This window comes from Nitratidesulfovibrio sp. SRB-5, from assembly GCF_019931275.1.
Lineage (GTDB): Bacteria > Desulfobacterota > Desulfovibrionia > Desulfovibrionales > Desulfovibrionaceae > Cupidesulfovibrio.
The window spans coordinates 567606-589017 of sequence record NZ_JAIOTY010000001.1 but is presented as its reverse complement, the minus strand read 5'-3'; the positions used below and the strand labels follow the sequence as shown (position 1 = coordinate 589017).

Sequence of the window (21412 nt, the reverse complement as noted above, 5' to 3'; positions counted from 1 at the left end):
GTGCTATGGCTCTGGACAGAAGAGGTTTCCTGAAGTTCATCGGCGGCGCCACCGCGGGTATTCTCGCCACCCCCGTCGTCTGGAAAAGCCTGGACGACGTGTCCATCTGGACGCAGAACTGGTCGTGGATTCCCCGCAACATCGACGGCGCCAACTCGTACGTGCCCACCGTCAGCAAGCTGTGCCCGTCCGCCGTCGGCGTGAAGGTGCGGCTGGTGGACGGCCGCCCGGTGCGCGTGCTGACCAACAACGATCATCCCCTCGGCGGCGGGCTTTCGTCCATCGCCGCGGCGGAAGTGCAACTGCTGTACAGCCCCTCCCGCATGAAGCGCCCCCTCAAGCGTACCGCCGACGGCGCGTACGTGGGCATCACCTGGGAAGAGGCGGAAGCCATGCTGGTGGAAGGCCTGAAAAAGGCCAAGGGCGGCGACAAGCTTGCCGTCATCTCCGGTGACGAAACCGGCACCATCAACGAGCTGTTCACGGCGCTGGCCGCCGAGATGGGCTCCAAGTCCTGCTTCCTCATGCCCGGCGAGGCCCAGTCCGCCGCCAAGGCGTGGGAACTGATGGGCGGCGAAGGCCAGGTGGGCTACGACATCGAGAAGAGCGACTACGTGCTCGCCATCGGTGCCAACGTGCTCGAAACCTGGGGCCCGGTCATCCGCAATCGCCACGCCTTCCGGGTGGGCCGCCCCCATGGCGAAGCCCCGGCCGTGCGTTTCGCCTATGCGGGCCCGGTGCAGAACAACACCGCCGCCACCGCCGACACGTGGCTGGCCATCCGCCCCGGCACCGAAGCGGTGCTGGCGCTGGGCCTGGCCAACCTGCTGATCAAGGCGGGCGCCACCAGCCCCGCCGCCGACTTCGCCGACTTCAAGGCTCTGGCCGCCAAGTTCACCCCTGAACAGGTGGCAGCCCAGACCGGCGTGGACGCCAAGCGTCTTGCCGCCGTGGCCCAGGAACTGGCCAAGGCCAAGCGGCCTCTGGTCATCGCCGGGTCCGAGATCGGACAGGGCGGCGGCGCGGCCCCCGTGCTGGCCGGTCTTGCCCTGAACGCGCTGCTGGGCTCCATGAACCGCGAAGGCGGCATCCGTGCCCTGCCTTACGCCCGCAAGGTCGTACCCGCTGCCATGGACCGCAAGGCCCTGCTGCAGAACGACCTGGTGGCATGGCTCGGCAAGGTGGCCTCCGGCAAGTCCGCCGCCCCGCAGGCGGTGGTCTTCTACGAAGCCAACCCCGTCTACGCGCTGCCCCAGGCCGACGCAGTCAAGGCCACGCTGGCCAAGGTGCCCTTCAAGGTGGCCTTCACCAGCTTCCTTGATGAAACCGCCATGGCCTGCGACCTCGTGCTGCCGGTGCCCATGGGCCTTGAACGCTTCGACGACGTGGACACCCCCTACGGCTGCGGCCAGGTGGTCTACGCCCTTGCCGTGCCCGCGCTGGCGCCCCTGGTGGACGCCCGCCCGGCAGGCGACGTGGTCATCGGCGTGGCTAAAAAGCTGGGCGCCGACCTTGGCGTTGCCGCCTTTGCCGACGCCCTGAAGGCCAAGGCAGAAGCCCGCGGCGCGAGCTTCACCGAGCCTTCGGCCACCAACGCGCACGTGAGCAACGCGGTGCTGCCGGTCAACGGCATCGCACTGCGCGCCGACGTACTTTCCAAGGCCATTGACGTGAAGGCCCCGGCCTTCCCCGTCGCCCTCGCTCCGGTCGCCAAGCTGAACGTTGGCACCAGCAAGACCGCCACCCCGCCCTTCAACACCAAGACCGTCCGGCGCTGGGAAATCCAGGGCAAGGAACTCTACGTGATGATGAACGGGGCCACGGCCGCCAAGCTGGGCCTGCGGATGCACGACCGCATCGAGCTCTCGAACCCCGCCGGAAAATTCACGGCGCGGGTGAACCTGTTCGAAGGCGTCATCAACGATACGGTGGCCGTCCCTGCCGGGCACGGGCACACCGCCTTCGACGAGTTCAGCAAGGGCAAGGGCGAAAACGTCATGCGCCTGCTCGCAGCTGGTGCGGAACCCGGCACGGGCCTTTCGGTCTGGACCAGCGCCGGCGTAAACATCGCCAAAGCATAAGGAACGTACGTCATGTCCTCATTCAAGGAATTCAAGATCAAGTGGGGAATGGCCATCGACCTGGACAAATGTACGGGTTGCGGCGCGTGCATGGTCGCCTGCCAGGCCGAGAACAACATCGCCCCCCAGCCGGACGCCAGCAACAAGCTGAAGTCGCTGAACTGGCTGGTCGTATATGAACTGAACAACGGAAAGCCCTTCCCCGAGCATGAAGTGGCCTACCTGCCCCGCCCCTGCATGCAGTGCGGCAAGCCCTCGTGCGTGTCGGTGTGCCCCGTCATCGCCACCGACAAGAACGAGGAAGGCGGCATCGTCAGCCAGGTCTACCCCCGGTGCATCGGGTGCCGATACTGCATGGCCTCGTGTCCCTACCATGCCCGGTACTTCAACTGGTTCGACCCGACCTGGCCCGAAGGCATGGACAAGACCCTGACCCCCGACGTGTCGGTGCGTCCGCGCGGCGTGGTGGAAAAGTGCTCGTTCTGCCACCACCGCTTCATGCAGGCCAAGGACAAGGCCCGCGTGGAAGGTCGTGATCCCAACGCGCTCAACGACGGCGACTACATCACCTCGTGCACCGAGGCCTGCCCCAACGGGGCCATCGTGTTCGGCGACGTGAACAATCCCGCGCACAAGGTGCATGATCTCGTGAAGGGCAAGTACGCCTTCCGGCTGCTGGAACGCCTGGGCACCGACCCGCAGGTGTACTACATCAGCCGCCGCGAGTGGGTACGCCGCCTTGGCGACAACTATCTCGAAAACGAAAAGGTCAAAGGGTAGGGGGCGGCCATGGATAAGAACTACGACCTTCCCATCGACGCCGCGCTGTTCCCCGAAGGCTGCACGCGCTGCTCGCTGTCCAAGTTCCTCGTCTGGATCACCGCCGTCATGGTGGTGTTCGGGTGGGGCCTGTACGCCGCCTACCGGGTGCTGGCCGAAGGCCTTGGCGTGACCGGGCTGGACGACTACTTCGGGTTCGGCCTGTGGATCACCTTCGACCTTGCGGTCATCGCCCTGGGCGCCGGTGCGTTCTTCACGGGCCTGCTCCGCTACATCCTGAACATCGATCCGCTGAAGAACATCATCAACCTCACGGTCATCGTGGGCTTCCTGTGCTACTCGGGCGCCATGCTCGTCCTGGTGCTCGACGTGGGCCAGCCGCTGCGCGCATGGTTCGGCTACTGGCACGCCAACGTGCACTCCATGCTGACAGAAGTTATCTTCTGCATCACCTGCTACTGCCTCGTGCTGGTCATCGAGTACGTCCCGCTGATCCTTGAGCAGAAGCAGCTGAACAGCAACAAGCTGGTGCATGCCATCGCCCACAACTTCCACCTGATGATGCCGCTCTTTGCCGGTATCGGCGCCTTCCTGTCCACGTTCCACCAGGGGTCGCTGGGCGGCATGTACGGCGTGCTCTTCGCCCGCCCGTACATCGCGCGCGACGGCTTCTTCATCTGGCCCTGGACCTTCTTCCTGTATGTCCTTTCCGCCGTGGGTTCCGGGCCGGTGTTCACCGTGCTCGTGTGCACCATCATGGAAAAGATGACCGGCAAGCAGCTGGTCAGCTGGGAAATCAAGAGCCTGATGGGCAAGATCGCCGGCACCATGCTGACCGTGTACATGGTCTTCAAGCTGGCGGACACCTGGGCGTGGGCCAATGACATCCTGCCCCGTTCCGGCCTGACCTTCGACCAGGTCTTCTACGGCTGGATCTACGGCAAGTGGCTGCTGTGGGCGGAACTGTTCGCCTGCGGCGTGCTGCCCGCCATCCTGCTGATCATCCCGTCCACGCGCAACAACCGCACGCTGTTCTACACGGCGGCGATCCTGGACTGCATCGGGGTGACCATCAACCGCTACGTCATGACCGTGCAGGCCCTGGCCGCGCCGGTGATGCCCTTCGACAGCTGGGAAACCTATGCCCCCAACTGGGCGGAATGGGGCGCCAGCGCCATGATCATGGCCTACGCGGCCCTGATTCTCAGCCTTTCGTACCGCTACCTGCCGGTGTTCCCGCAGGAGACGAAGCTGAACAAGTAGCCGCGCGGCCTTCGCGCCGTCGGATACACGCATTCACGGGCGGGACAGGGCAACCTGTCCCGCCTTTCTTTGTGGCGGCAACCCCGGAAGGCCGCGCCTGCAACGGCGCGCACCCTCTGGCGCGCACCGCACAGTCAATGGCGCTGTGCCCATGCCGCAGGGCAGGGCCCCCGGCTTTTTTCCAGCGCTCCGTCATCCCGTCCGCCCCGGCCACCTTGGCAGGGGGCGTGTTGCGGCGTATGCTGCGCCACAGAATGGAAAATTCCCGACACAGCCGGGACAGCTCGGCCCCAGGACACCCAACGGCGCACGGCACCGGCGCCGATGCGCCCGGCGGCACCTCGCGCCCCAATCCGGCCACGCCTGCCCGGCAGGCCCCGGTGGTTCCGGCGCCTCCGCCCGCACGCCGCGCCCTGCTGGCCGTGCTCGGCGACGTGACCCGGTACTGCTGCCTGCTGGGTGCGCTGGTCTGGATCACCCTGCGCGGCACGGCGTCGTCGGGCTACGACTGGCAATGGCACCGGCTGTGGCGCCACCTGTTCACCACGGCGGGGGATGGCGGGTTCCGCGCCGGTCCGCTGCTGGACGGCCTTGGCGTGACGGTGCAGGTGGTGGCGGCCAGCCTTGGGCTGGCGCTGCTGGCCGGTCTGCTGGCAGCCCTGCTGCGCCAATCCGGTTCGCGCGTGGGGCGCGCCATGGCCGTGGCCTATGTGGAGACGGTGCGCAACACCCCGCTGCTCATCCAGTTGTTCGTGGTCTATTTCGTGCTGGCGCCGGTGCTGGGGCTGGGGCGCTTTGCAGCCGGGGTGCTGGCCCTTTCGCTGTTCGAGGGGGCATACATCGCCGAAGTCCTGCGCGCGGGCATCCTTTCCGTACCTACGGGGCAGTGGGAAGCTTCACGCAGCCTTGGCATGGACGTGCCCGGAACCTATATGGAGGTGGTGCTGCCCCAAGCGGCCCGCACCGCCCTGCCCCCCCTGACCGGGCAACTGGTCTCCCTGGTCAAGGATTCGTCCCTGGTCAGCACCATCGCCCTGCACGATCTGGCCATGCAGGCCCAGGCGGTGGCAGCCGACACGTTTCTGGTGTTCGAGGTCTGGTTTCTCGTGGCGGGCATGTACCTTGCCCTCACGCTGTCCCTTTCGGCCCTGGCGCAGTTGCTGGAACGGCGCCTGCGCTACGAATTCTGACGCGTCCGGCACCACCGGCACCACCGGCACCACCGGCACCACCGGCACTACCGGCACCACCGGCACTACCGGCACCCGCCGGACGCCATTGCCCAGCGGTGGCCGACGATGACGGACGCGTCCACCCCGCCGACCGGCGGCACGCCGTGCCGCCGGGGCACAGCCCGCGCGCCGCAACGCGCGCCACGCAACGGAGGCATCCCCATGCATACGACAACATCTCCTGCACGTCTCCACGTCCCCGCCCTGCTGCTGGCCTTTCTGCTGGTGCTTGCGGCGCTGTTGACGCCGCACGCCCCTGCCCGGGCGGCTGACGCATCCGTGCGCCAGAAGCTGTCCGAAGAAAGCGTCATCGCGGGCGTGCTGGAACGCGGCGTGCTGCGGGTGGGCTTTTCCACCTTCGTGCCGTGGGCCATGCAGGACGTCACCGGCAAGTTCATCGGCTTCGAGGTGGACGTGGCCACCCGCTTGGCCGATGACCTGGGCGTGAAGGTGGAATTCGTGCCCACCAAGTGGTCGGGCATCATCCCCGCCCTGCTCACCGGCAAGTTCGACGTGATCATCGGCGGCATGAGCGTGAAGCCCGACCGCAATCTGAAGGTGAACTTCACCATCCCCTACGATTACGCGGGCATGGCCCTGATGGCCAACCGCGCGACGGCAAAGGGCTTCACCACCCTGGATGACTTCGACAAGCCCGAGGTGACCATCGCCGCGCGCACCGGCAGCACCGCGGCGGCCGCGGCCAAAAAGCGTCTGCCCCGGGCCACCCTGCGCCTGTTCGATGACGAGGCCCCGGCCATTCAGGAAGTGCTGTCCGGCCGCGCCCACGCCATGGTTTCCAGTGCGCCGCTGCCCGCCTTCGAGGTGCTGAAGAACCCGGACAAGCTGTTCCTGCCCGTGCCCGGCACCTTCACCAGCGAGCCGGTGGCCTTTGCCGTGCGCAAGGGCGACGTGGACACCCTGAACGTGTTCGACAACTGGATTCGCCTGATGGATGCCGAGGGCTGGCTGAAGGAACGCAAGCACTACTGGTTCGAAACCAACGAGTGGGAAGCGCGGCTGAAGTAGCCCGCCGCCTCAGCCACGCGATGCACGGGGCCGCGCAGCTGCCCCGTGCGCCGTGCGGGCTTTCACCCACCGCATCCCGTCACCTGCCCCGCCCCGGAGTGCCATGCGTCCCCGCCCGTTCCCGGCCCTGCCGCCGGAACACAACGTTCCGGCCTTTCCTCCGCGTCTGGCGCGTCCATCGCATCTGACGCGTCTGGCGCGTCTTCCGCATCAGGAACACGGGGACGACGGCGCGCGACTTGACCGCACGCCCGAAGCGCCCACCGCCGTGGAGGCCTTTCTGTCGCCCCACGCGGCACGGCGGCTGGACGCGCTCCTGCTGGCCCTGCTGCTTTGCGCCGGGGCATGGTTGTACTGGAAAGCGGCTGGCCGCCTGGACTACCAGTGGAACTGGGGAGTGGTGTGGCAGTTCCTGCTGCGGCACGACACGCAGCAGGTGGCGCATGGGGCACAGGGGGCGGCGGGGGGCTGGGTGCCCGGCACGCTGACCCAGGGGCTGCTGGTCACGCTGCGCCTGGGTTTGTGGTCCACCCTGCTGGCCCTGTGCGTCGGCACCGGCATGGGCCTGTTGCGGGCCAGCCCGCGCCTGTTCCGACGCATGGTGGCGCGCACCTATGTGGAAGGGGTGCGCAACCTGCCGCCGCTGGTACTGGTGTTCATCTTCCACTTCTTCGTGAGTTCGCAGTTCGCCCCGCTGCTGGACGGGCTGTTCGCCCCCGTGGCCGACGGCGTGGCGGCCCTGTTGCCCCCCCAACTGTACTTGCCCGTGCAGGACTGGCTGGCGCGGGCATCGGCCCTGCTGCTGGCGCCGCCCGGCCAATTGCCGGTGTTCCTTTCCGGGGTGGTGGTCCTTGGGCTGTACGAGGGCGCCTACATCACCGAAATCGTGCGCGCCGGGCTGGAAGGCGTGGAGCGCGGCCAATGGGAGGCATCGGCCTCCACAGGGCTGACCAGGCGGCAGCAACTGCGCCACGTCATCCTGCCGCAGGCCTTCCGGCTCATCGTACCGCCGCTGGCCGGGCAGTTCATCTCCACCATCAAGGATTCGGCCATCCTGTCGGTGATCTCCATCCGCGAGCTGACCTTTCAGGGCATGGAACTGATGGCCGCCACCTACCTGACCTTCGAGATATGGCTCACGGTGGCTGCCCTGTACCTGATGCTGACCTTTTCCTGCTCGCTGGCGGCCCGCCACGTGGAACGGCGCCTGCGCCGGGCCATGTAGCCCGCGCGCGGCGCCGTCCTGCGTCCCCCCACCCTTCGGTTGCGGGCGGGGCCGTTCATCCGGGCCTAGGAATTGTCCGGCACGTCCGCCAGCCGGGACGCATCGGAAAGGGCCGGGGCATCGGGCACGCCCACGAAACGGGACAACACCCTGCGCAGCGCCTGCACGTCCACCGGCTTTTCGACGTAGTCGTCCATGCCTGCCGCCAGCAGTCGCTCGCGGTCACCTTCCATGGCATAGGCCGTCAGGGCGATGACCGGAACCTCCGCCCCGCCCGGCAGGTCCGTGGCGTTGCGGATGGCCGCCGTGGCTTGCAGGCCGTCCATGACCGGCATCTGCACGTCCATGAGCACCGCGTCGAAGCGCCCCTGCCGCAACGCCTCCAGCGCCGCAGCGCCATCCCCCACGGCAAGGGCATCGTAGCCCAGCTTCTCCAGCATCCACAGCACGGTCAGCCGGTTCACATGGTCGTCCTCCACCAGCAGCAGGCGCCCCTGGCGCATGGGCGGGTCGGCCAGCCCGTTGCGCGTCGGTTCCTGTGCAGGCAGCCGGTCCATTGCGGCCACGGGCAGGCGCAACGTCACGGTGGTGCCGCGCCCTTCCGCGCTGGTCATGGAGACCTCGCCCTCCATCAGGTCCACTATGCGCCGCACGATGGACAACCCCAGACCGGCCCCGCCGTGCCTGCGCGACACCGCGTCCTCCACCTGGGTGAACGGCTCGAAGATGTTGCCCAGCATGTCGCCGGGGATGCCGATGCCGGTATCTTCCACCGCGAGGTACAGCGTGCCCTGCCCGCCGGGTTCGCCCTGTCCGCCGGGTTCGCCCTGCCCGCCGGGTTCGCCCTGTCCGCCAAGTTCGACTGTCGCGCCTGACCCGGCTGACGGCTCGAAGCGGGCCAGCAGCCGCACGTGCCCCCTATCCGTAAACTTCACGGCATTGCCCACGATGTTCAGCAGCATCTGGCGGATGCGCTGCGGATCGCCCAGCAGGGCACCCGGCATGCCGTCCGTCGCCGCCTCCAGCACGATGCCCTTGCGGTCCGCCTCTGGCCGCAGCACGGCCAGCACCTCTTGTGTCAGCCCGTTGAAATCGAACGGTTCCTCGCGGATGGTCAATCGCCCAGACTCCACCCTGGCCAGGTCCAGCAGGTCGCCCAGAAGGCGTGTCAGATTGCTGCCCGCCGCGTGGGCCACCTGCACGTAGCCGCGCTGCTCCGGGTCCAGGGGGGTGGCGTCCAGCAGTTGCAGCATGCCCAGCACGCCATTCATGGGGGTGCGCAGTTCGTGGCTCATGTTGGCCAGAAAGGCGCTCTTGGCCTTGGTGGCGGTTTCCGCCGCCTCGCGCGCGTTGATCAGTTCGAGTTCCGCGTTCTTCCGCTCGGTGATGTCCATGCCGTAGATGTTGGCGTAACCGCCGTCGGCAATGGGATTCACGGTCATGGCGTAGATGCGGTCAAGGCATTGGACCTCGAAGGTACGTGGGGCCCATGTGCGCAAGGCCTCGGCCACCACCTCGGCAAACGGCGCGGGGAAGGGGGCGCCCACCCGCGCACCGGAACATTCGAGGAACGTGTCGCTGGACCGGTTGGCGTGCAGCAGCACCATATCCGGACTGACCCGCATGACCGGGTTGGGGTTTTCACCGGGAAAGCGCGCGAGGTCGCGTATCTCGCGTTCCGCCCACAGCCGGTCGCTGATGTCGCGCACGAAGACCAGCGCACCGTCGCGCACCCCCAGCCGGAAAGGCACGGCGGACGTTTCCGCATCCACGACGGTGCCGTCGCGGCGCAGGATGCGCACATGCCCGCGCGGTACCGTGCGGCGCTCCTCGTTCAGTTGGCGGATGCGCTCGACTACCACGCTTCGGTCGTCGGGGTGGAAGAACTCCAGCACGCCCCGCCCCATGATCTCCTTGGGGTCACCCACGCCAAACAGCACCCGCGCCGCCGGGTTGGCATAGGCAAACCTGCCTTCCCTCTGCAAAAAGATGGCTTCCGGGGCGTGCTCCACCACCTGGCGGAAACGCTCCTCGCTTTCGGCCAAACGCCGTTCGAAGGTCTTGCGCTGCTGGATGTCCTCCACCACCGAGATGAAGTAGTCGGGCGTGCCGTCGGTCTTGCGCACCAGGGCCACGGTCAGGTTCACCCACACCGGCTCGCCACCCTTGCGCAGGTACTGCTTCTCCAGGCTGTAGTTGTCCATGGTGCCGGCCAGCAACCGATGCATCAGCGCCAGGTCGCTGTCCAGGTATTCGGGATGGGTGATGTCCTGAAAGCGCAGTTTCGTCAGTTCTTCCGCAGAGTAGCCCACAATGGCGCACAGCTTGCCGTTGACGCGCAGCCAGCTTCCGTCCGGGGCCACCAGGGCAAGGCCCATCGCCGCCTGCTCGAAGGTGGCGCGGAACCGGGTTTCGCTTTCGTCAAGCTCTGCCTTGTGCCGTGCCCGGTCGCGCAGTTCTGCGTGCACGCTGGCCAGCAGCCCCGCAGCCGTAAAGGGCTTCTGGATGTACCCCTGCACCGCGCCGTGCAGCAGGTGCACGCGCAGTTCGTCATCGGCCTTTGCGGTCAGCATCAGCACCGGCACGTCGGCCATGCCGGGGTAGCGGCGCAGTTGTTCCACCATGCGCTGGCCGTCCACGCGGGGCATCATCACGTCGCACACGATGAGGTCGGGCCGCAGATCCAGCGCCTTGCGCAGCCCCTCTTCGCCATCGAAGGCCACGGCCACCTGATGATGCGGCCGCAGGATGTCCACGATGTAGGCGATCATGTCGCGGTTGTCTTCCACCACCAGCACCAGCCCGCCGTCCCTGCCCGCCGCCGGGGCATACTGCGGGACATGGCCGGAGGCCAGCCAGCCGGGATCGCCCGCAGGGTCGCCCGCAAAGCTGCCCGATGCGGCAACGGATTCCGCCGGGGCCACTTCCACGCCGGGGGGCGCGGCCAGGGGCAGCCGCACCTGGAACAGCGCCCCGCCCTCAGCGCCCTGCCCGACGCTGGCCGTTCCGCCATGCAGTTCCGCAAATTCCTTGACGATGGCCAGCCCGAGACCGCTGCCGCCGTGCAGTCCGCGCGCGCCCTCGCCGCTCTGGCGGTACCGCTCGAACACCGCGCCGCGCAGGTGCGCGGGTACGCCCGGGCCGTCGTCGCTCACCGAAAGCAGCGCCTCGTCGCCCTTGCGCTCCAGGGTCACGGAAACGCTGCCCCCGTCCGGGGTGAACTTGAAGGAGTTGGACAGCAGGTTGAGCAGGATGCGGCGGTACTTGTCCGTGTCCACCTGCGCGTCCAGGCGCAGGGGCGCCTGCACCCCGTAGTGCATGCCGCGCTGGGCGGCCAGGGTATCGAAATAGGCGCAGGTGGTGCGCGTCAGCGCGGACAGGTCCGCCTCTGCATGGCGCGGTTGCATGGCTCCGGCATCCACCCGCGAAAGGTCCAGCATGTCGTCCACATGCTGGTGCAGCAACCGGGCGTTGCGCAGCATGGTGAACAGCGCGTGGCGGTGCTCGTCGCCCTCGGACGTTTCGGCCAGCAGCCGTTCCAGCGGCCCCAGCAGCAGGGTGAGCGGAGTGCGCAGTTCATGGCTGATGTTGGCGAAGAAACGGGTCTTCAGGACATCCAGTTCTTCGGCGCGTGCGCAACGGGCGGCAAGTTCGGCATTGGCCGCGCGCAGCCGGGAGGTGGCCTCGTCCGCCTCTGCCCGCTCGGCCTGCTGCCTCTCCTGTGCCTCGACAACACGACGGACGGCATCCCGCACCCCCTGGTGGGCCAGGCTGATCATCAGCCCGATGCCCAGAAACATGGCCACGGCGACCACGTCCACCGGTTGCACCACCATGAAGGACAGTATGGGAGGGATGAAGAAGTACAGCACCAGCAATGCCGACAGCAGGGTGGCGATCAGGCCCCCCGCCAGCCCGCCCGCCAGAGAGGCCAGGAACACGGCAGGATAGAACAGGAACCACGCATAGGGTCGGATATAGTCCCACAACATCCATTGCAGGGCCAGGGTTCCCAGCGGCAGAACCAGCGCAAGCAGCATGCCCCTTGTCGATGTGACGAAGGCCAGGGAAGCGGGAGGAGCGGAAGAAAATACGTCAGACGCGAAACCCGGCGGGGTGTCGGACACCATGGGCGAGGGTGACGGCGACGACCCAGGGTGGGGGGATTCGGGGCGTGGCTCGGCGGACATCAGGCCTCCTTGGGGCGGCGATGCCAGAAGCTACCCCCCGGGGCCATCGACCCACCATTATTACTCTGCCGCTACGCAGCCGCACGGTGCATCAAGGCAACCGACTCGGCAGGCCGCGACACCGGACCAGTGATAGGGCATGACGGAAACACCGCCCGCGCCGTCGCAAGCGAGGCAGAGGAGGGAGGAGAAAATCCGGCTCCGTGGCCGTGCTCCGGCAAGAAGCACGGCCACGGACCGAAAATAGCGAAAGCAGAAAGGAGGACAAGGACGAACAGGAGTGACAGGCGCAAACAGGCGCGAACAGGCGCGAACAGGGCCGAACAGGGCCGAACAGGACCGAACAGGGGCGAGCAGGGCCGCCCTGCGGCTACTGCGCAGCCGAAACGGCGGCGGATGCCCTGACGGGCTGCGCGGGGCTGCCCTGCGCTTTGGACTTCGCAGCTGCGGGCTGTACGGGCTTGCCGGGCTGGGCAGATTTTGCGGGTTTCGCGGGCTTTCCCGGTTGGGCGGACTTGCCCGCCACCTTGTCCGCCAGTGCCAGGATGGTGTTGGCGTAGGCCGCGCTGTTGTTGTAGCGTTTCAGCACGTTGTAGCGTGCATCGCGCCGCATGCCGGGCTGCCAGCCATGCTTGTCGAGATAGTTGGACAGGCTGAACACCGCGTCACCCACCGTGTACAGGTCCACGCGGCCATCTCCGTCGCCGTCCACGCCGTAGGCCGGGATATTGCTGGGCATGAACTGGCAGATGCCCACGGCCCCGTAGATGGAGCCGGGCATGGTCAGCGGGTCCTGCCCCAGCGCGTCGGCGTGGCGGATGAGCGCCTTCAGTTCCTGGTAGGCCCAGTCCGACTTCTGGCGCATGCGCAGCGAAATCCAGTCCAGATTGCCATCCGCGCCGGGCAGCGCGGCGATGTAGCCGGGCACCATGTCCGGGTTGTCCGCGGCGGCCATGGCGGCCAGATTGCGGAAGGCGTTGCCCTTGCCGAGGGCCGTGCCCAGCCGCGTTTCCACGAACAGCAGCGACACGGCCACCTCGCGCGGCACGCCGTAGCGCGATTCCGCCAGCGAGAACCAGCGGGCGTTTTCCGTCAGGAAGGCGCGGCATTTGGTCGCGTTCTCGTCGGTGACCACGCCGGGGTACATGGGCGGGCGCACGGGCTTGGGCTTCTGGCCGGGCGGCGTTGGTTGCGGCTCTGGCCGCAGGAACTTGGTGGTGTACAGTTCCTTGACCTTGCGGCCCATGGGGTCTGGCGAAACCGCATCGCCCAGCTGGACGAACAGCGCGTCGACGCGTCCGCCGGACACGCCGTCGGCGGCCAGGCGGCCCAGCAGGGGGGTCCAGCAGGCGGCGGGCCTGCCGGAGGTCAACGGCTCTTCGGAAGGACGAACGGCGGCCTGCACGCGCACCTCACCGGGGGACGGCGTCGTGGTCGCGCTTTCCGGCGCGGCGGCCTGCCGGGTGCCGCTGCACCCCGTCATCAACAGGGCACACAGCGCGGCGGATGCCAGCGCGCGCCACAAGGCCGCGCGGCGGTACCCGGCGTCCTGATCCAGAGGGTTCGGGCCTGAGCCGTCCGGCGCGTGCGCCGCATCATTGCCTGCATTGGTCCCGGTCTGATACGCTTGCATGGAATGCATGGTACGAACAGACCCGGCCCATGGCAAGGGGCCGTCGTGCTCCCACCCGCATTGCGCTCCGTTACCCCCAACCCGCGGAGGCCGGATGCACGGACCCACCCTGCGCGACCGCGCCCGGCGCGTGCGCCGCTACGTGACCCGCGACGTATGGCTTGAACGTGCCGAAACCGGCCCGCCCGCCCGGCGCGGCCTGGTCTGGCTGGTGCGGCGCGCCTTTCTGGCGGCGCTGGGCTTCGTGGACGACCAGTGCCTGCTGCGCGCATCCGCCCTGACCATGACCTTCGTGCTGTCCATGGTGCCCTTTCTGGCCGTGGTGTTTTCCATCACCAAGGGCCTCGGGGTGCACAACGCCGAGGCCACCCAGATGCTGCTGCTGCGCCTTGCGGCGGGCAACCCGGACACGGTGGCCCGCATCCTGGAATACGTGGAGCGCACCAGCGCCGGCCGCATGGGCGCGGTAAGCGCGGCCTTTCTGCTGGTGACGGCGGGCATGCTCATGGCCAACATCGAACGCTCGTTCAACGCCATCTGGAAGGTGCGCCAGGGCCGCAGCGCATGGCGCAAGTTCACCGACTTCTTTTCGGTGATGCTGGTCTGCCCCCTGCTGATGGGCACCGCCTTCACCCTTGGGGCCAGCCTGCGCAGCGGCAAGGTGCTGGGCAGGCTGCTGGAGGTGGCCCCGGTGGGCGCGGCCTACCTGCTGCTGCTCAAGCTGGTGCCGCTGTTCATGGTCTTCGTGGTGCTGCTGTTCCTGTACTCGTACATTCCCAACACCAGGGTGCGCCCGCGCGCGGCCATGGCCGGGGCGCTGCTGGCGGCCATGGCCTGGCAGGGCGCAGAGTACGCCTACATGGTCTGGCAGGCCCGCTTTGCCAGTTACGGGCTGATCTACGGCAGCTTCGCGCAGGTGCCGCTGTTCCTGATGTGGCTGTACGTTTCGTGGGCGGTGGTGCTGTTCGGGGTGGAGGTATGCCACGCGGTGCAGAACGCGCCCACCTTCGAAAAACACCTGCGCGCCGGGCGGGTGAGCCGCCTTGAGCGCGACCGGCTGGCCGTGCTGGCCATGCTGCTGCTGACCCGCGCCTTCGTGCGCGGCACGGGCGCCGTGCCCGGCCACCGCATGGCCGCCCTGCTGGATGCCCCGGACCACGTGCTGGACGACGTGCTGGACAGGCTGGCCCGCGAAGGCATGGTGGTGCGGGTATGCGACGATGCCCCGGCCTGGGTGCTGGGCACGCCGCCCGACGGGCTGCGCATCGCCGACGTGCTGCTGGCCCTGGCGGGGCGCACCCATGGCGAAGGCGAGGAACGGGTGGCCACGTCCTTCGAATTCATCAACGACACCCTGACCCGACTGGCCGGGGACATGGCCGCCAGCCCGGCCAACGCCACCCTGCGCACCTACCACGACACCACCCTGCCCGACTGGTTCGATGCGGCCCCGGCCAGTGCACACCAGACGCCGGAAAACGCGCCGGACGACATGCAGGATGATGTCCATGACGACGAGCCGGACGATGCGCCGGACAATGCATGGCCCGCAGCGAAGCCCGGTGCATGGCCCGGTGCGGGTAATGGCGCGCGGGACAGCGCAGGGAAGGACGAAACGCGCGAACCGACCCTGCGCCAGTTGCTGCACGGCGCCGCAAGCGACGGCACCTCCGCCCCGGACGACGCGCCATCGCCCCCATCGCTCCCATTACCCCCATTACCTGACGACACCAGCGGAACCGGCAAGGGCGGTCCCCCCGGCAGCGGCAGGGTTTGAAAAAGACGCTGGCGCAACGACGGCGGCGCGACGGGATGTTCCCGCCGCGCCGTCGGTTCATTCTGTCGGCCCCCCGGCGTTCCGGCCTTTCCCGCCGCCGAACCGGTCCGCGCGGCGTCGCAGTCGCCGGGCGGATCGGAATTCCGGCAGCCGGGACTTCTTCGTTTCCCGCTGGCCGGGGCTGGCGTCGCAGTCGCCAAGGCCCGGAGAAACGGGGGCAGAAAAAGCCGGAGCGCACCGTGCCGTCATGCCATGTCAGCCTCCTTGCGGGTGACTCCGGCTGGCCCCTTGCGGGCGCTCACGCCAGACATCTCGCGGGCAGATCCGCCAAGGCTTGCGCCGGGGTTCGTGCCGGTACGCATGCCGGTGCGCATCAGCACCGCGTATCGGCGTCGTGCCGGGCACGCCACCGGGCAAGGGCCTGCACGGTCAGCACGGGCATGTCCTGCCGCGCGCCAAAGGCCAGCACTTCCGGCAGGCGGGCCATGGTGCCGTCCGGGTTGGTCAGTTCGCACAGCACCCCGCAGGGCGAAAGGCCCGCAAGGCGCATCAGGTCCACGGTGGCCTCGGTGTGGCCCCGCCGCTCCAGCACGCCGCCGGGGCGGGCACGCAACGGAAAGACGTGACCGGGGCGGCGCAGGTGTTCCGGCCGGGCGCCGGGGGCTGCCGCCGCCTTCACCGTGGCAACCCTGTCGGCGGCGGAAACGCCGGTGGTGACGCCCTCCGCCGCCTCGATGGTCACGGTGAAGGCCGTACCGGTGCGGCTGGTGTTGCAGGCCACCATGGGTGGCAGGTCCAGCGCGTCGGCATGGGCGCCGGTAAGGCACAGGCAGACGATGCCGCTGCCCTCGCGGATCAGCAGGGCCATCTGTGCCTCGGTCAGGGTTTCGGCGGCGAAGATCATGTCGCCTTCGTTCTCGCGGTCCTCGTCGTCCACGACAAGGATGCCGCGCCCCGCGCGCAGGGCGTCCAGCGCCTGCTCGACCGTGGCCAGGGGGGCCTGGCACGGCTGCGGGGCATGCGACATGGCGGGCATGTCGGAATGCATGGGGGGGCCGGTGATTCCGGCCTGAACGGGAGTGGGGGACGGCTGATTCATGGCGCATCTCCTTGGCTGGAGGTCCAGAATCAGGGCGTGTGGAAACGCGGCGTGACGGTACACCCTCGGACAACGCACCGGCCAGGCACCGGGGCACGCGTCGCAGCCGCGCCCGCCGGAAGGCCCGCACCGGCACGCCGCAGGAGCGGACATGCCGTCACGCGAAACGCCATGCCCAACCGCGCGCGGGATTGCCCGCGAGGTCGGTTGGCGTTGCGCCGCGTCCTCTTTCATCCGGACTGTTACCGTCGGCCCCGGCATCTCACCGGGTCTGCTGACCCCGTTCCACGACGGAACGGGCGCTCGCGGGCTCTCCGGCGCGGCAAGCCGCGCGGGAATACCGCCGGTGGGGACTTTCACCCCGCCCTGAGGATTCGGGCCGGATGCTACATCCACCGGGCGCGCGATGCAAGCGTGGGCCGGGACAGGGGAAGGGATGGGCGAGACGGATGGCATGGAAGGCGCGCATGGCCCGCGCAAGAGGCGCTGTCCCGAAGCGCGGAAAAGTCGAAAGCCTCCTGCGGGACGGGGGGGTGTCCGCGCAGAAGGCTTCCGAAAGGGGGGATCTGAAGTAACACCCCGGACCTTGGGGCGGATGGGGGGGGAATATCCGCCAAGGAGCCCGGCACATCAGAGCCTGTGTTCAACTGCGGGGGTCGGGGGGGGACCGCCGATATGGCTTGTGTCCCGCAGTTGCCTCCTTGTTTAGCAAGCAGCGTGCCACCATGTCAGTGACCACTATGCGATATTATTTTTCTGTAAAAACACACCCATACAAAAAACATGAAAAACGCCCATACCACTTTTGCATTACCCCGACCCCTACCGTGCGATATCGCACGAGCGATATCGCACGGTAGGGCGGTCCCGCACATATCCGCACTGCACCCATCACATGGGTAGGGAACACCTCGGGTTCGTGTAGGGCTGCCCGGCTACTTTGCCAGCCGCCGATGCAGGGCGAACCGCGAAATGCCCAGATGCGCCGCCGCGCGGCTCTTGTTGCCGCCAAACCGCTCCACCGCCTTGCGCACCAGGCCGTCCACCAGCGCCTCCACGTCAAAGGGGGCGTCGGGCAGCGTCAGATTGTCCGGGTCCAGCCTCCACGTGCCGGGCTGACCGGCAACAGCGGGCCCCGGTACCTCGGGCACTCCGTGTTCGTCCAGAAAACTCAGGTGCCGGGCGGTAAGGGCCGGGCCGTCGTGCAGCAGCACGGCACGCTCCACGGCATTTTCCAGTTCGCGCACATTGCCCGTCCACGGGTGGCGGCCCAGCAGGCGCAGGGCGTCGGGCGAAAGCGCGGTGAAGCGCTTCTTCTTGCGCACCGCCTCGCGTTGCAGGAACAGCCCGGCCAGCACGGGGATGTCCTCCGGCCGTTCGCGCAGCGGGGGAATGCGCAGGTGCCCCACCCGCAGCCGGTGGTACAGGTCACGCCGGAACTGACCGGCCTCCACCATGGCCGAAAGGTCGCGGTTTCCAGCGCAGACCACCCTGGCCTTGAATTCGCGGCGCTTCACCCCGCCCAGCCGGTAGAAGCAGCGTTCTTCCAGCACCCGCAGCAGCTTGGGCTGCAAGGAAAGGGGCATTTCCGCCACTTCGTCCAGGAACAGGGTGCCCCCGCCCGCCAGCTCCAGCTTGCCGGGCGATCCCCCGGCGCGGCTGCCGGTATAGGCCCCGGGTTCGTGCCCGAACAGTTCCGCCTCGAACAGTTCGTGCGGAATGGCCGCGCAGTTCAGGGCGATGAACGGGGTGTCGTTGCCCGATTCGCCGTAGTGGATGAGCCGGGCCACCACTTCCTTGCCGGTGCCCGTTTCACCCTCGATGAGCACGGGCACGGACGGCTCGGCATGGAACACCCGCGTCTCGTCCAGCAGCCCGGACATGGCGGGCGATGCCGCCACCACTTCGCCGATGCCGGTCACCTGGCGCAGCCGGGTGCGGGCCGATTCCAGTTCGCGGCGCAGGGTGTCGGCCCGCTCCTCCACCACCTCGTCCAGATGTTCGCGCAGTTCCCGGTTTTCCATGAGCAGCGCCTGGTGCTCGGCGCAACGCTCCACCACCGCCGCCAGCTCGCGGGCGTTGATGGGCTTGTTCAGGTAGTCGTAGGCCCCGCGCCGCAGCGCCTCGACGGCGGTTTCCATGTCGCCGTGGCCGGTTATCAGCACCACGTCGGCCTCTGCGGTGGAGGGGTCTTCCTTCAGGTGCGAAAGCAGCGTCAGGCCGTCCATGCCGGGCATGCGGATGTCGGTGATGATCAGCGGAAACCAGGTGGTGCGGGCCTCTGCCAGCGCGGCCACGGGGTCTTCGAAAGGGGTCGGTTCGTACCCTAGGTCGTGCAGGACGAGGCTGAGGCTCTGGAGGCTGGGCAGATTGTCGTCGACGATGAGTATGCGCATGTGGATGTCCTTTAGGCATCGTGATGGGCGTCAGCGGGACAGCGGTTCGCATCTGTGGGCAGTCGGCGCATTCGGGCGCGCATGCCATGGTGCGTGGCGTTCCCCCTGTCAGCAACCTGTCTGTGGCACTCCGTCCGGCGGCTTGCCGTGACGGTTTGTCCGGAGGATTCGTCCGGGTGATTTGTCTGGGTGATTTGTCTGGCTATTCGTTCGGGTGGTTCGTTCGGGTTATCTGTCCGGGTGATCTGTCCGGGCTATCCGGTATCGTCCGGGCGGACATGAGCGCGCTGCCCCCGCAGGGGGCGCCTACCCGTCGGCGCCAGGCTCCGGCGGCGAGGCCCGGCGCAAGGCCAGGGTGAACGCCGCGCCGGTCATGGGCGGCTCGCCCCCGGACACGGAAATCTCGCCGCCCCATGATTCCACGAAGCTGTGCACGATGGCGAGGCCAAGTCCCAACCCCTTGTGGGGCCCCTTGGTGGTGAAGAAGGGATCGAACACCCTATCCTCCAGGCCTTGCAGCCCCGGCCCGTTGTCCACCACGGTCAGCAGCACGCGGCCCGCCGGGGCCTCGCCGTCCGCCGGGCATGCCCCCTGCCCGTCGCCATGCTCCGGACGTTCCGCCCTGTCTGGTCTGTCTGGCCTGCTTGGCTTGTCTGGCCTGTCTGGCCTGTCTGGCCTGTCTGGCCGCTCGGTCCCGCCGCGCGGCACGGGCCGGTAGGCGGCCTCGATGCGGATGCGCCTGTCCTGCCCACCCGCCGGTTCACGGGCATCCAGCGCATGCATGGCGTTGACCACCAGATTGATCACCACCTGCTCCAGTTGCACCGGGTTGGCGCGCACTGCGGGCAGGTCCGGCGGCAGCGCGCGCTCCACGGTTACCCGGTGAGCGCGCAGTTGCGCCCCCACCAGCCCCAGCGCCCGGTCCACCGCCGCCTCCACCTGGGTAGGCGAAAGGGCCGTGTCGCCGTGGGCCACCAGCGCCCGCATGTGGTCGATGATGTCGCGGATGCGCGCCGTCTCGCCAAGAATCAGCGAAAGGCGGGCCAGCAGGGTTTCGCGGTCAGGAGCGCGATCCTTTTCGGCCAGCATTTCCAGGCTGCCCGCGTACAGCTGCAAGGCCGACAGGGGCTGGTTGATCTCGTGGGCGATGCCCGTGGCCAAGGTGCCCATGGCCTCCAGCTTGCGGGCACGCTGCAACCGTTCCTCCACGCGCAGACGGTCGGTCTCGTCCTCCAGCATGACGATGACCGAATCCACCCCGCCGTCGCCCGCCAGGATGGGGCACGACGTCAGGCGGTACGACCGTCGCCCGCCGGAACGGGCCGTGGTCTCCAGCCGCCATTCGTGGGTCTGCCCGTCGCGGAAGGTGGCCAGACAGGCGCAGCCGGGGCAGCGGGTGTTGTCCTCGCCGCAGTGCTCGGCCAGCATGCGGCACAGCAGCCCGCCGGGCGCCGCCGCGTCGCCGAACCATTCGCGCAGGCGCGGGTTGGACGCGGTGATGCCAAGGGCCCTGTCCAGCACGGCAATGCCCAGGGTGAGGTTGTCGGTGATGGAGCGGTAACGCCCCTCGCTGATGGACAGGGCCTCCTGGGCGCGCACCCCGGAGGTGATGTCGATGCCCAGCTTGAGCACCAGTGGCGACCCGTCCACGTCCTCGAAGGGATAGGAATAGATGCGGAAGGCGGAGCGGCGTTCCGGACAGGCCCACTCGCACACGCACAGGGTGCGGGAATCGAACACGTCGAAGGGCGGGCACAGCGCGCAGGGTTGGCTATGGCCCCGGATCACCTCGTAACAGGGGCGCCCCACGCCGGGGCCGAACAACTGACGGAAACCCCTGTTTTCATAGCGGATGGAATAATCCGGCCCCAGCAGCACCACATAGGCGGGCAGGCGGTCCAACAGGTTGAGCAGCCGGGTCCGCTCGCTCCAGGCGGGGGCGGGCCCCTCGCTGGACTGGCTGGGCAGCGGCGTTGCCGTCAGGGTGGCGCAAAGCACCGGGCCTTCGCCTTCAGTCCCGGTCGCAACGCCGCGCAGTGGGCGCGGGGTGACCAGCAACTCCACCGGGGTGCCGGTTTCGCCGCGCAGGGCCAGGGAATACGGCGTGGGTGCGCCGGTCGCCTGGCGGTGCATCTCGCGTTCAAGCACGGAAAGGTTGCCGGGGGAGGAGAGTTCCCCCACCAGGCGGGGCAGGAATTCCGAGGCGTGCCAGCCGGTCTGGGGCAGGATGACCGAGGCGGCGTAGCTGAAGCCGCCCATGGGCGCCGCGTCGGGCGGTGACGGATGGATTCTGCCGCCTGCGACACCGGGGGGGCTCGCGGGTGCGGGCGAGGAGGACGGATCGGGCGGGGCGTACGGCACGCCGGGAACATCGGCAATCTGCGACAGCAGCGCGGCCACGGGCGAGGGCAGACGGCGCGGCAGGCGCATTACGCGGCCCGCAACAGTCCGCCCGCCGGGAAGGCCATCCCCGGCAGACGCGGATGCGAGACGTGGAGCGTCCGGCGCGAGAGAGGCGTCATCCCCCGCTGATGGCACGGGCTGTGCGGCGTGATCGTCCGGTGCGTGCATGATGATGGCGCATAGTGTTCTTTTTCGCACACAGCGTCAAAACCTAATTCCCGGCGGCAAAAAACGTGCGATTACGCACGGCGTGTCTGCCCGAACTGGACCGCGACACTGCGGAACCCCAGGCAGGCCGCGCCAC

Annotated in this window: 12 protein-coding genes and 1 riboswitch; of the genes, 7 read left to right on the top strand and 5 right to left on the bottom strand. The window is 68.2% G+C overall.

Features of this window, described 5'->3' with window-relative positions; genetic code table 11:
• Nucleotides 1–5: 5 nt before the first annotated feature.
• The 6 genes from qrcB to K6142_RS02220 all read left to right on the top strand — a co-directional run bounded on the left by qrcB (nucleotide 6) and on the right by K6142_RS02220 (nucleotide 7610).
• Entirely contained in the window at nucleotides 6–2081 is a 2076-nt protein-coding gene (qrcB, locus tag K6142_RS02245; protein ID WP_190243827.1) for a menaquinone reductase molybdopterin-binding-like subunit QrcB, read from the top strand.
• A 12-nt stretch (nucleotides 2082–2093) separates the two neighbouring features.
• Nucleotides 2094–2861, top strand: coding sequence for a menaquinone reductase iron-sulfur cluster-binding subunit QrcC (gene qrcC / locus K6142_RS02240; RefSeq protein WP_015946315.1), 768 nt, complete (start codon nucleotides 2094–2096; stop codon nucleotides 2859–2861).
• Between the two features lie 9 nt (nucleotides 2862–2870).
• Nucleotides 2871–4124: a menaquinone reductase integral membrane subunit QrcD gene (qrcD, locus tag K6142_RS02235; RefSeq protein WP_015946314.1), complete on the top strand. Its 1254-nt coding sequence runs from the start codon at nucleotides 2871–2873 to the stop codon at nucleotides 4122–4124.
• A gap of 254 nt (nucleotides 4125–4378) precedes the next feature.
• Complete coding sequence (locus K6142_RS02230) at nucleotides 4379–5314, top strand: amino acid ABC transporter permease (RefSeq protein WP_223380737.1); 936 nt, start codon at nucleotides 4379–4381, stop codon at nucleotides 5312–5314.
• Between the two features lie 204 nt (nucleotides 5315–5518).
• A complete protein-coding gene (locus tag K6142_RS02225; protein ID WP_015946312.1) occupies nucleotides 5519–6385 on the top strand; it encodes a transporter substrate-binding domain-containing protein in 867 nt (288 codons plus the stop codon).
• 103 nt (nucleotides 6386–6488) lie between these two features.
• Nucleotides 6489–7610 carry an amino acid ABC transporter permease gene (locus tag K6142_RS02220; RefSeq protein WP_190243829.1) on the top strand — a complete coding sequence of 374 codons (1122 nt, stop codon included), beginning with the start codon at nucleotides 6489–6491 and terminating at the stop codon, nucleotides 7608–7610.
• A 65-nt stretch (nucleotides 7611–7675) separates the two neighbouring features.
• Here K6142_RS02220 and K6142_RS02215 read toward each other — a convergent pair whose 3' ends face one another.
• Together K6142_RS02215 and K6142_RS02210 are read right to left on the bottom strand one after the other, a co-directional pair.
• Nucleotides 7676–11800, bottom strand: a complete 4125-nt coding sequence (locus K6142_RS02215) for a PAS domain S-box protein (protein ID WP_190243830.1) — start codon at nucleotides 11798–11800, stop codon at nucleotides 7676–7678.
• Nucleotides 11801–12170: 370 nt separating this feature from the next.
• Nucleotides 12171–13433 (bottom strand): lytic murein transglycosylase, encoded by a 1263-nt coding sequence (locus tag K6142_RS02210; protein ID WP_223290231.1) that lies wholly within the window; start codon nucleotides 13431–13433, stop codon nucleotides 12171–12173.
• 94 nt (nucleotides 13434–13527) lie between these two features.
• On the opposite strand from K6142_RS02210, the gene K6142_RS02205 reads away from it, so the two are divergent.
• Nucleotides 13528–15210: a YihY/virulence factor BrkB family protein gene (locus tag K6142_RS02205; protein WP_190243832.1), complete on the top strand. Its 1683-nt coding sequence runs from the start codon at nucleotides 13528–13530 to the stop codon at nucleotides 15208–15210.
• 373 nt (nucleotides 15211–15583) lie between these two features.
• Here K6142_RS02205 and ribB read toward each other — a convergent pair whose 3' ends face one another.
• The 3 genes from ribB to K6142_RS02190 all read right to left on the bottom strand — a co-directional run bounded on the left by ribB (nucleotide 15584) and on the right by K6142_RS02190 (nucleotide 21135).
• Nucleotides 15584–16237 carry a 3,4-dihydroxy-2-butanone-4-phosphate synthase gene (ribB, locus tag K6142_RS02200; RefSeq protein ID WP_190243860.1) on the bottom strand — a complete coding sequence of 218 codons (654 nt, stop codon included), beginning with the start codon at nucleotides 16235–16237 and terminating at the stop codon, nucleotides 15584–15586.
• A 290-nt stretch (nucleotides 16238–16527) separates the two neighbouring features.
• Nucleotides 16528–16687, bottom strand: a riboswitch (FMN riboswitch).
• Between the two features lie 557 nt (nucleotides 16688–17244).
• Entirely contained in the window at nucleotides 17245–18705 is a 1461-nt protein-coding gene (locus K6142_RS02195; protein ID WP_190243833.1) for a sigma-54-dependent transcriptional regulator, read from the bottom strand.
• Nucleotides 18706–19011: 306 nt separating this feature from the next.
• Nucleotides 19012–21135, bottom strand: coding sequence for a PAS domain-containing sensor histidine kinase (locus K6142_RS02190; RefSeq protein WP_190243834.1), 2124 nt, complete (start codon nucleotides 21133–21135; stop codon nucleotides 19012–19014).
• Nucleotides 21136–21412: the final 277 nt, after the last annotated feature.

Excerpts from the sequence above, each read along its gene's own strand:
- qrcD (WP_015946314.1), top strand. The coding sequence starts at position 2,871 with ATGGATAAGAACTACGACCTTCCCATCGACGCCGCGCTGTTCCCCGAA.
- ribB (WP_190243860.1), bottom strand. The coding sequence starts at position 16,237 with ATGTCGCATGCCCCGCAGCCGTGCCAGGCCCCCCTGGCCACGGTCGAG.
- K6142_RS02230 (WP_223380737.1), top strand. The coding sequence starts at position 4,379 with ATGGAAAATTCCCGACACAGCCGGGACAGCTCGGCCCCAGGACACCCA.
- K6142_RS02225 (WP_015946312.1), top strand. The coding sequence starts at position 5,519 with ATGCATACGACAACATCTCCTGCACGTCTCCACGTCCCCGCCCTGCTG.
- K6142_RS02190 (WP_190243834.1), bottom strand. The coding sequence starts at position 21,135 with ATGCGCCTGCCGCGCCGTCTGCCCTCGCCCGTGGCCGCGCTGCTGTCG.
- qrcB (WP_190243827.1), top strand. The coding sequence starts at position 6 with ATGGCTCTGGACAGAAGAGGTTTCCTGAAGTTCATCGGCGGCGCCACC.
- qrcC (WP_015946315.1), top strand. The coding sequence starts at position 2,094 with ATGTCCTCATTCAAGGAATTCAAGATCAAGTGGGGAATGGCCATCGAC.
- K6142_RS02210 (WP_223290231.1), bottom strand. The coding sequence starts at position 13,433 with ATGCAAGCGTATCAGACCGGGACCAATGCAGGCAATGATGCGGCGCAC.
- K6142_RS02215 (WP_190243830.1), bottom strand. The coding sequence starts at position 11,800 with ATGTCCGCCGAGCCACGCCCCGAATCCCCCCACCCTGGGTCGTCGCCG.
- K6142_RS02195 (WP_190243833.1), bottom strand. The coding sequence starts at position 18,705 with ATGCGCATACTCATCGTCGACGACAATCTGCCCAGCCTCCAGAGCCTC.
- K6142_RS02220 (WP_190243829.1), top strand. The coding sequence starts at position 6,489 with ATGCGTCCCCGCCCGTTCCCGGCCCTGCCGCCGGAACACAACGTTCCG.
- K6142_RS02205 (WP_190243832.1), top strand. The coding sequence starts at position 13,528 with ATGCACGGACCCACCCTGCGCGACCGCGCCCGGCGCGTGCGCCGCTAC.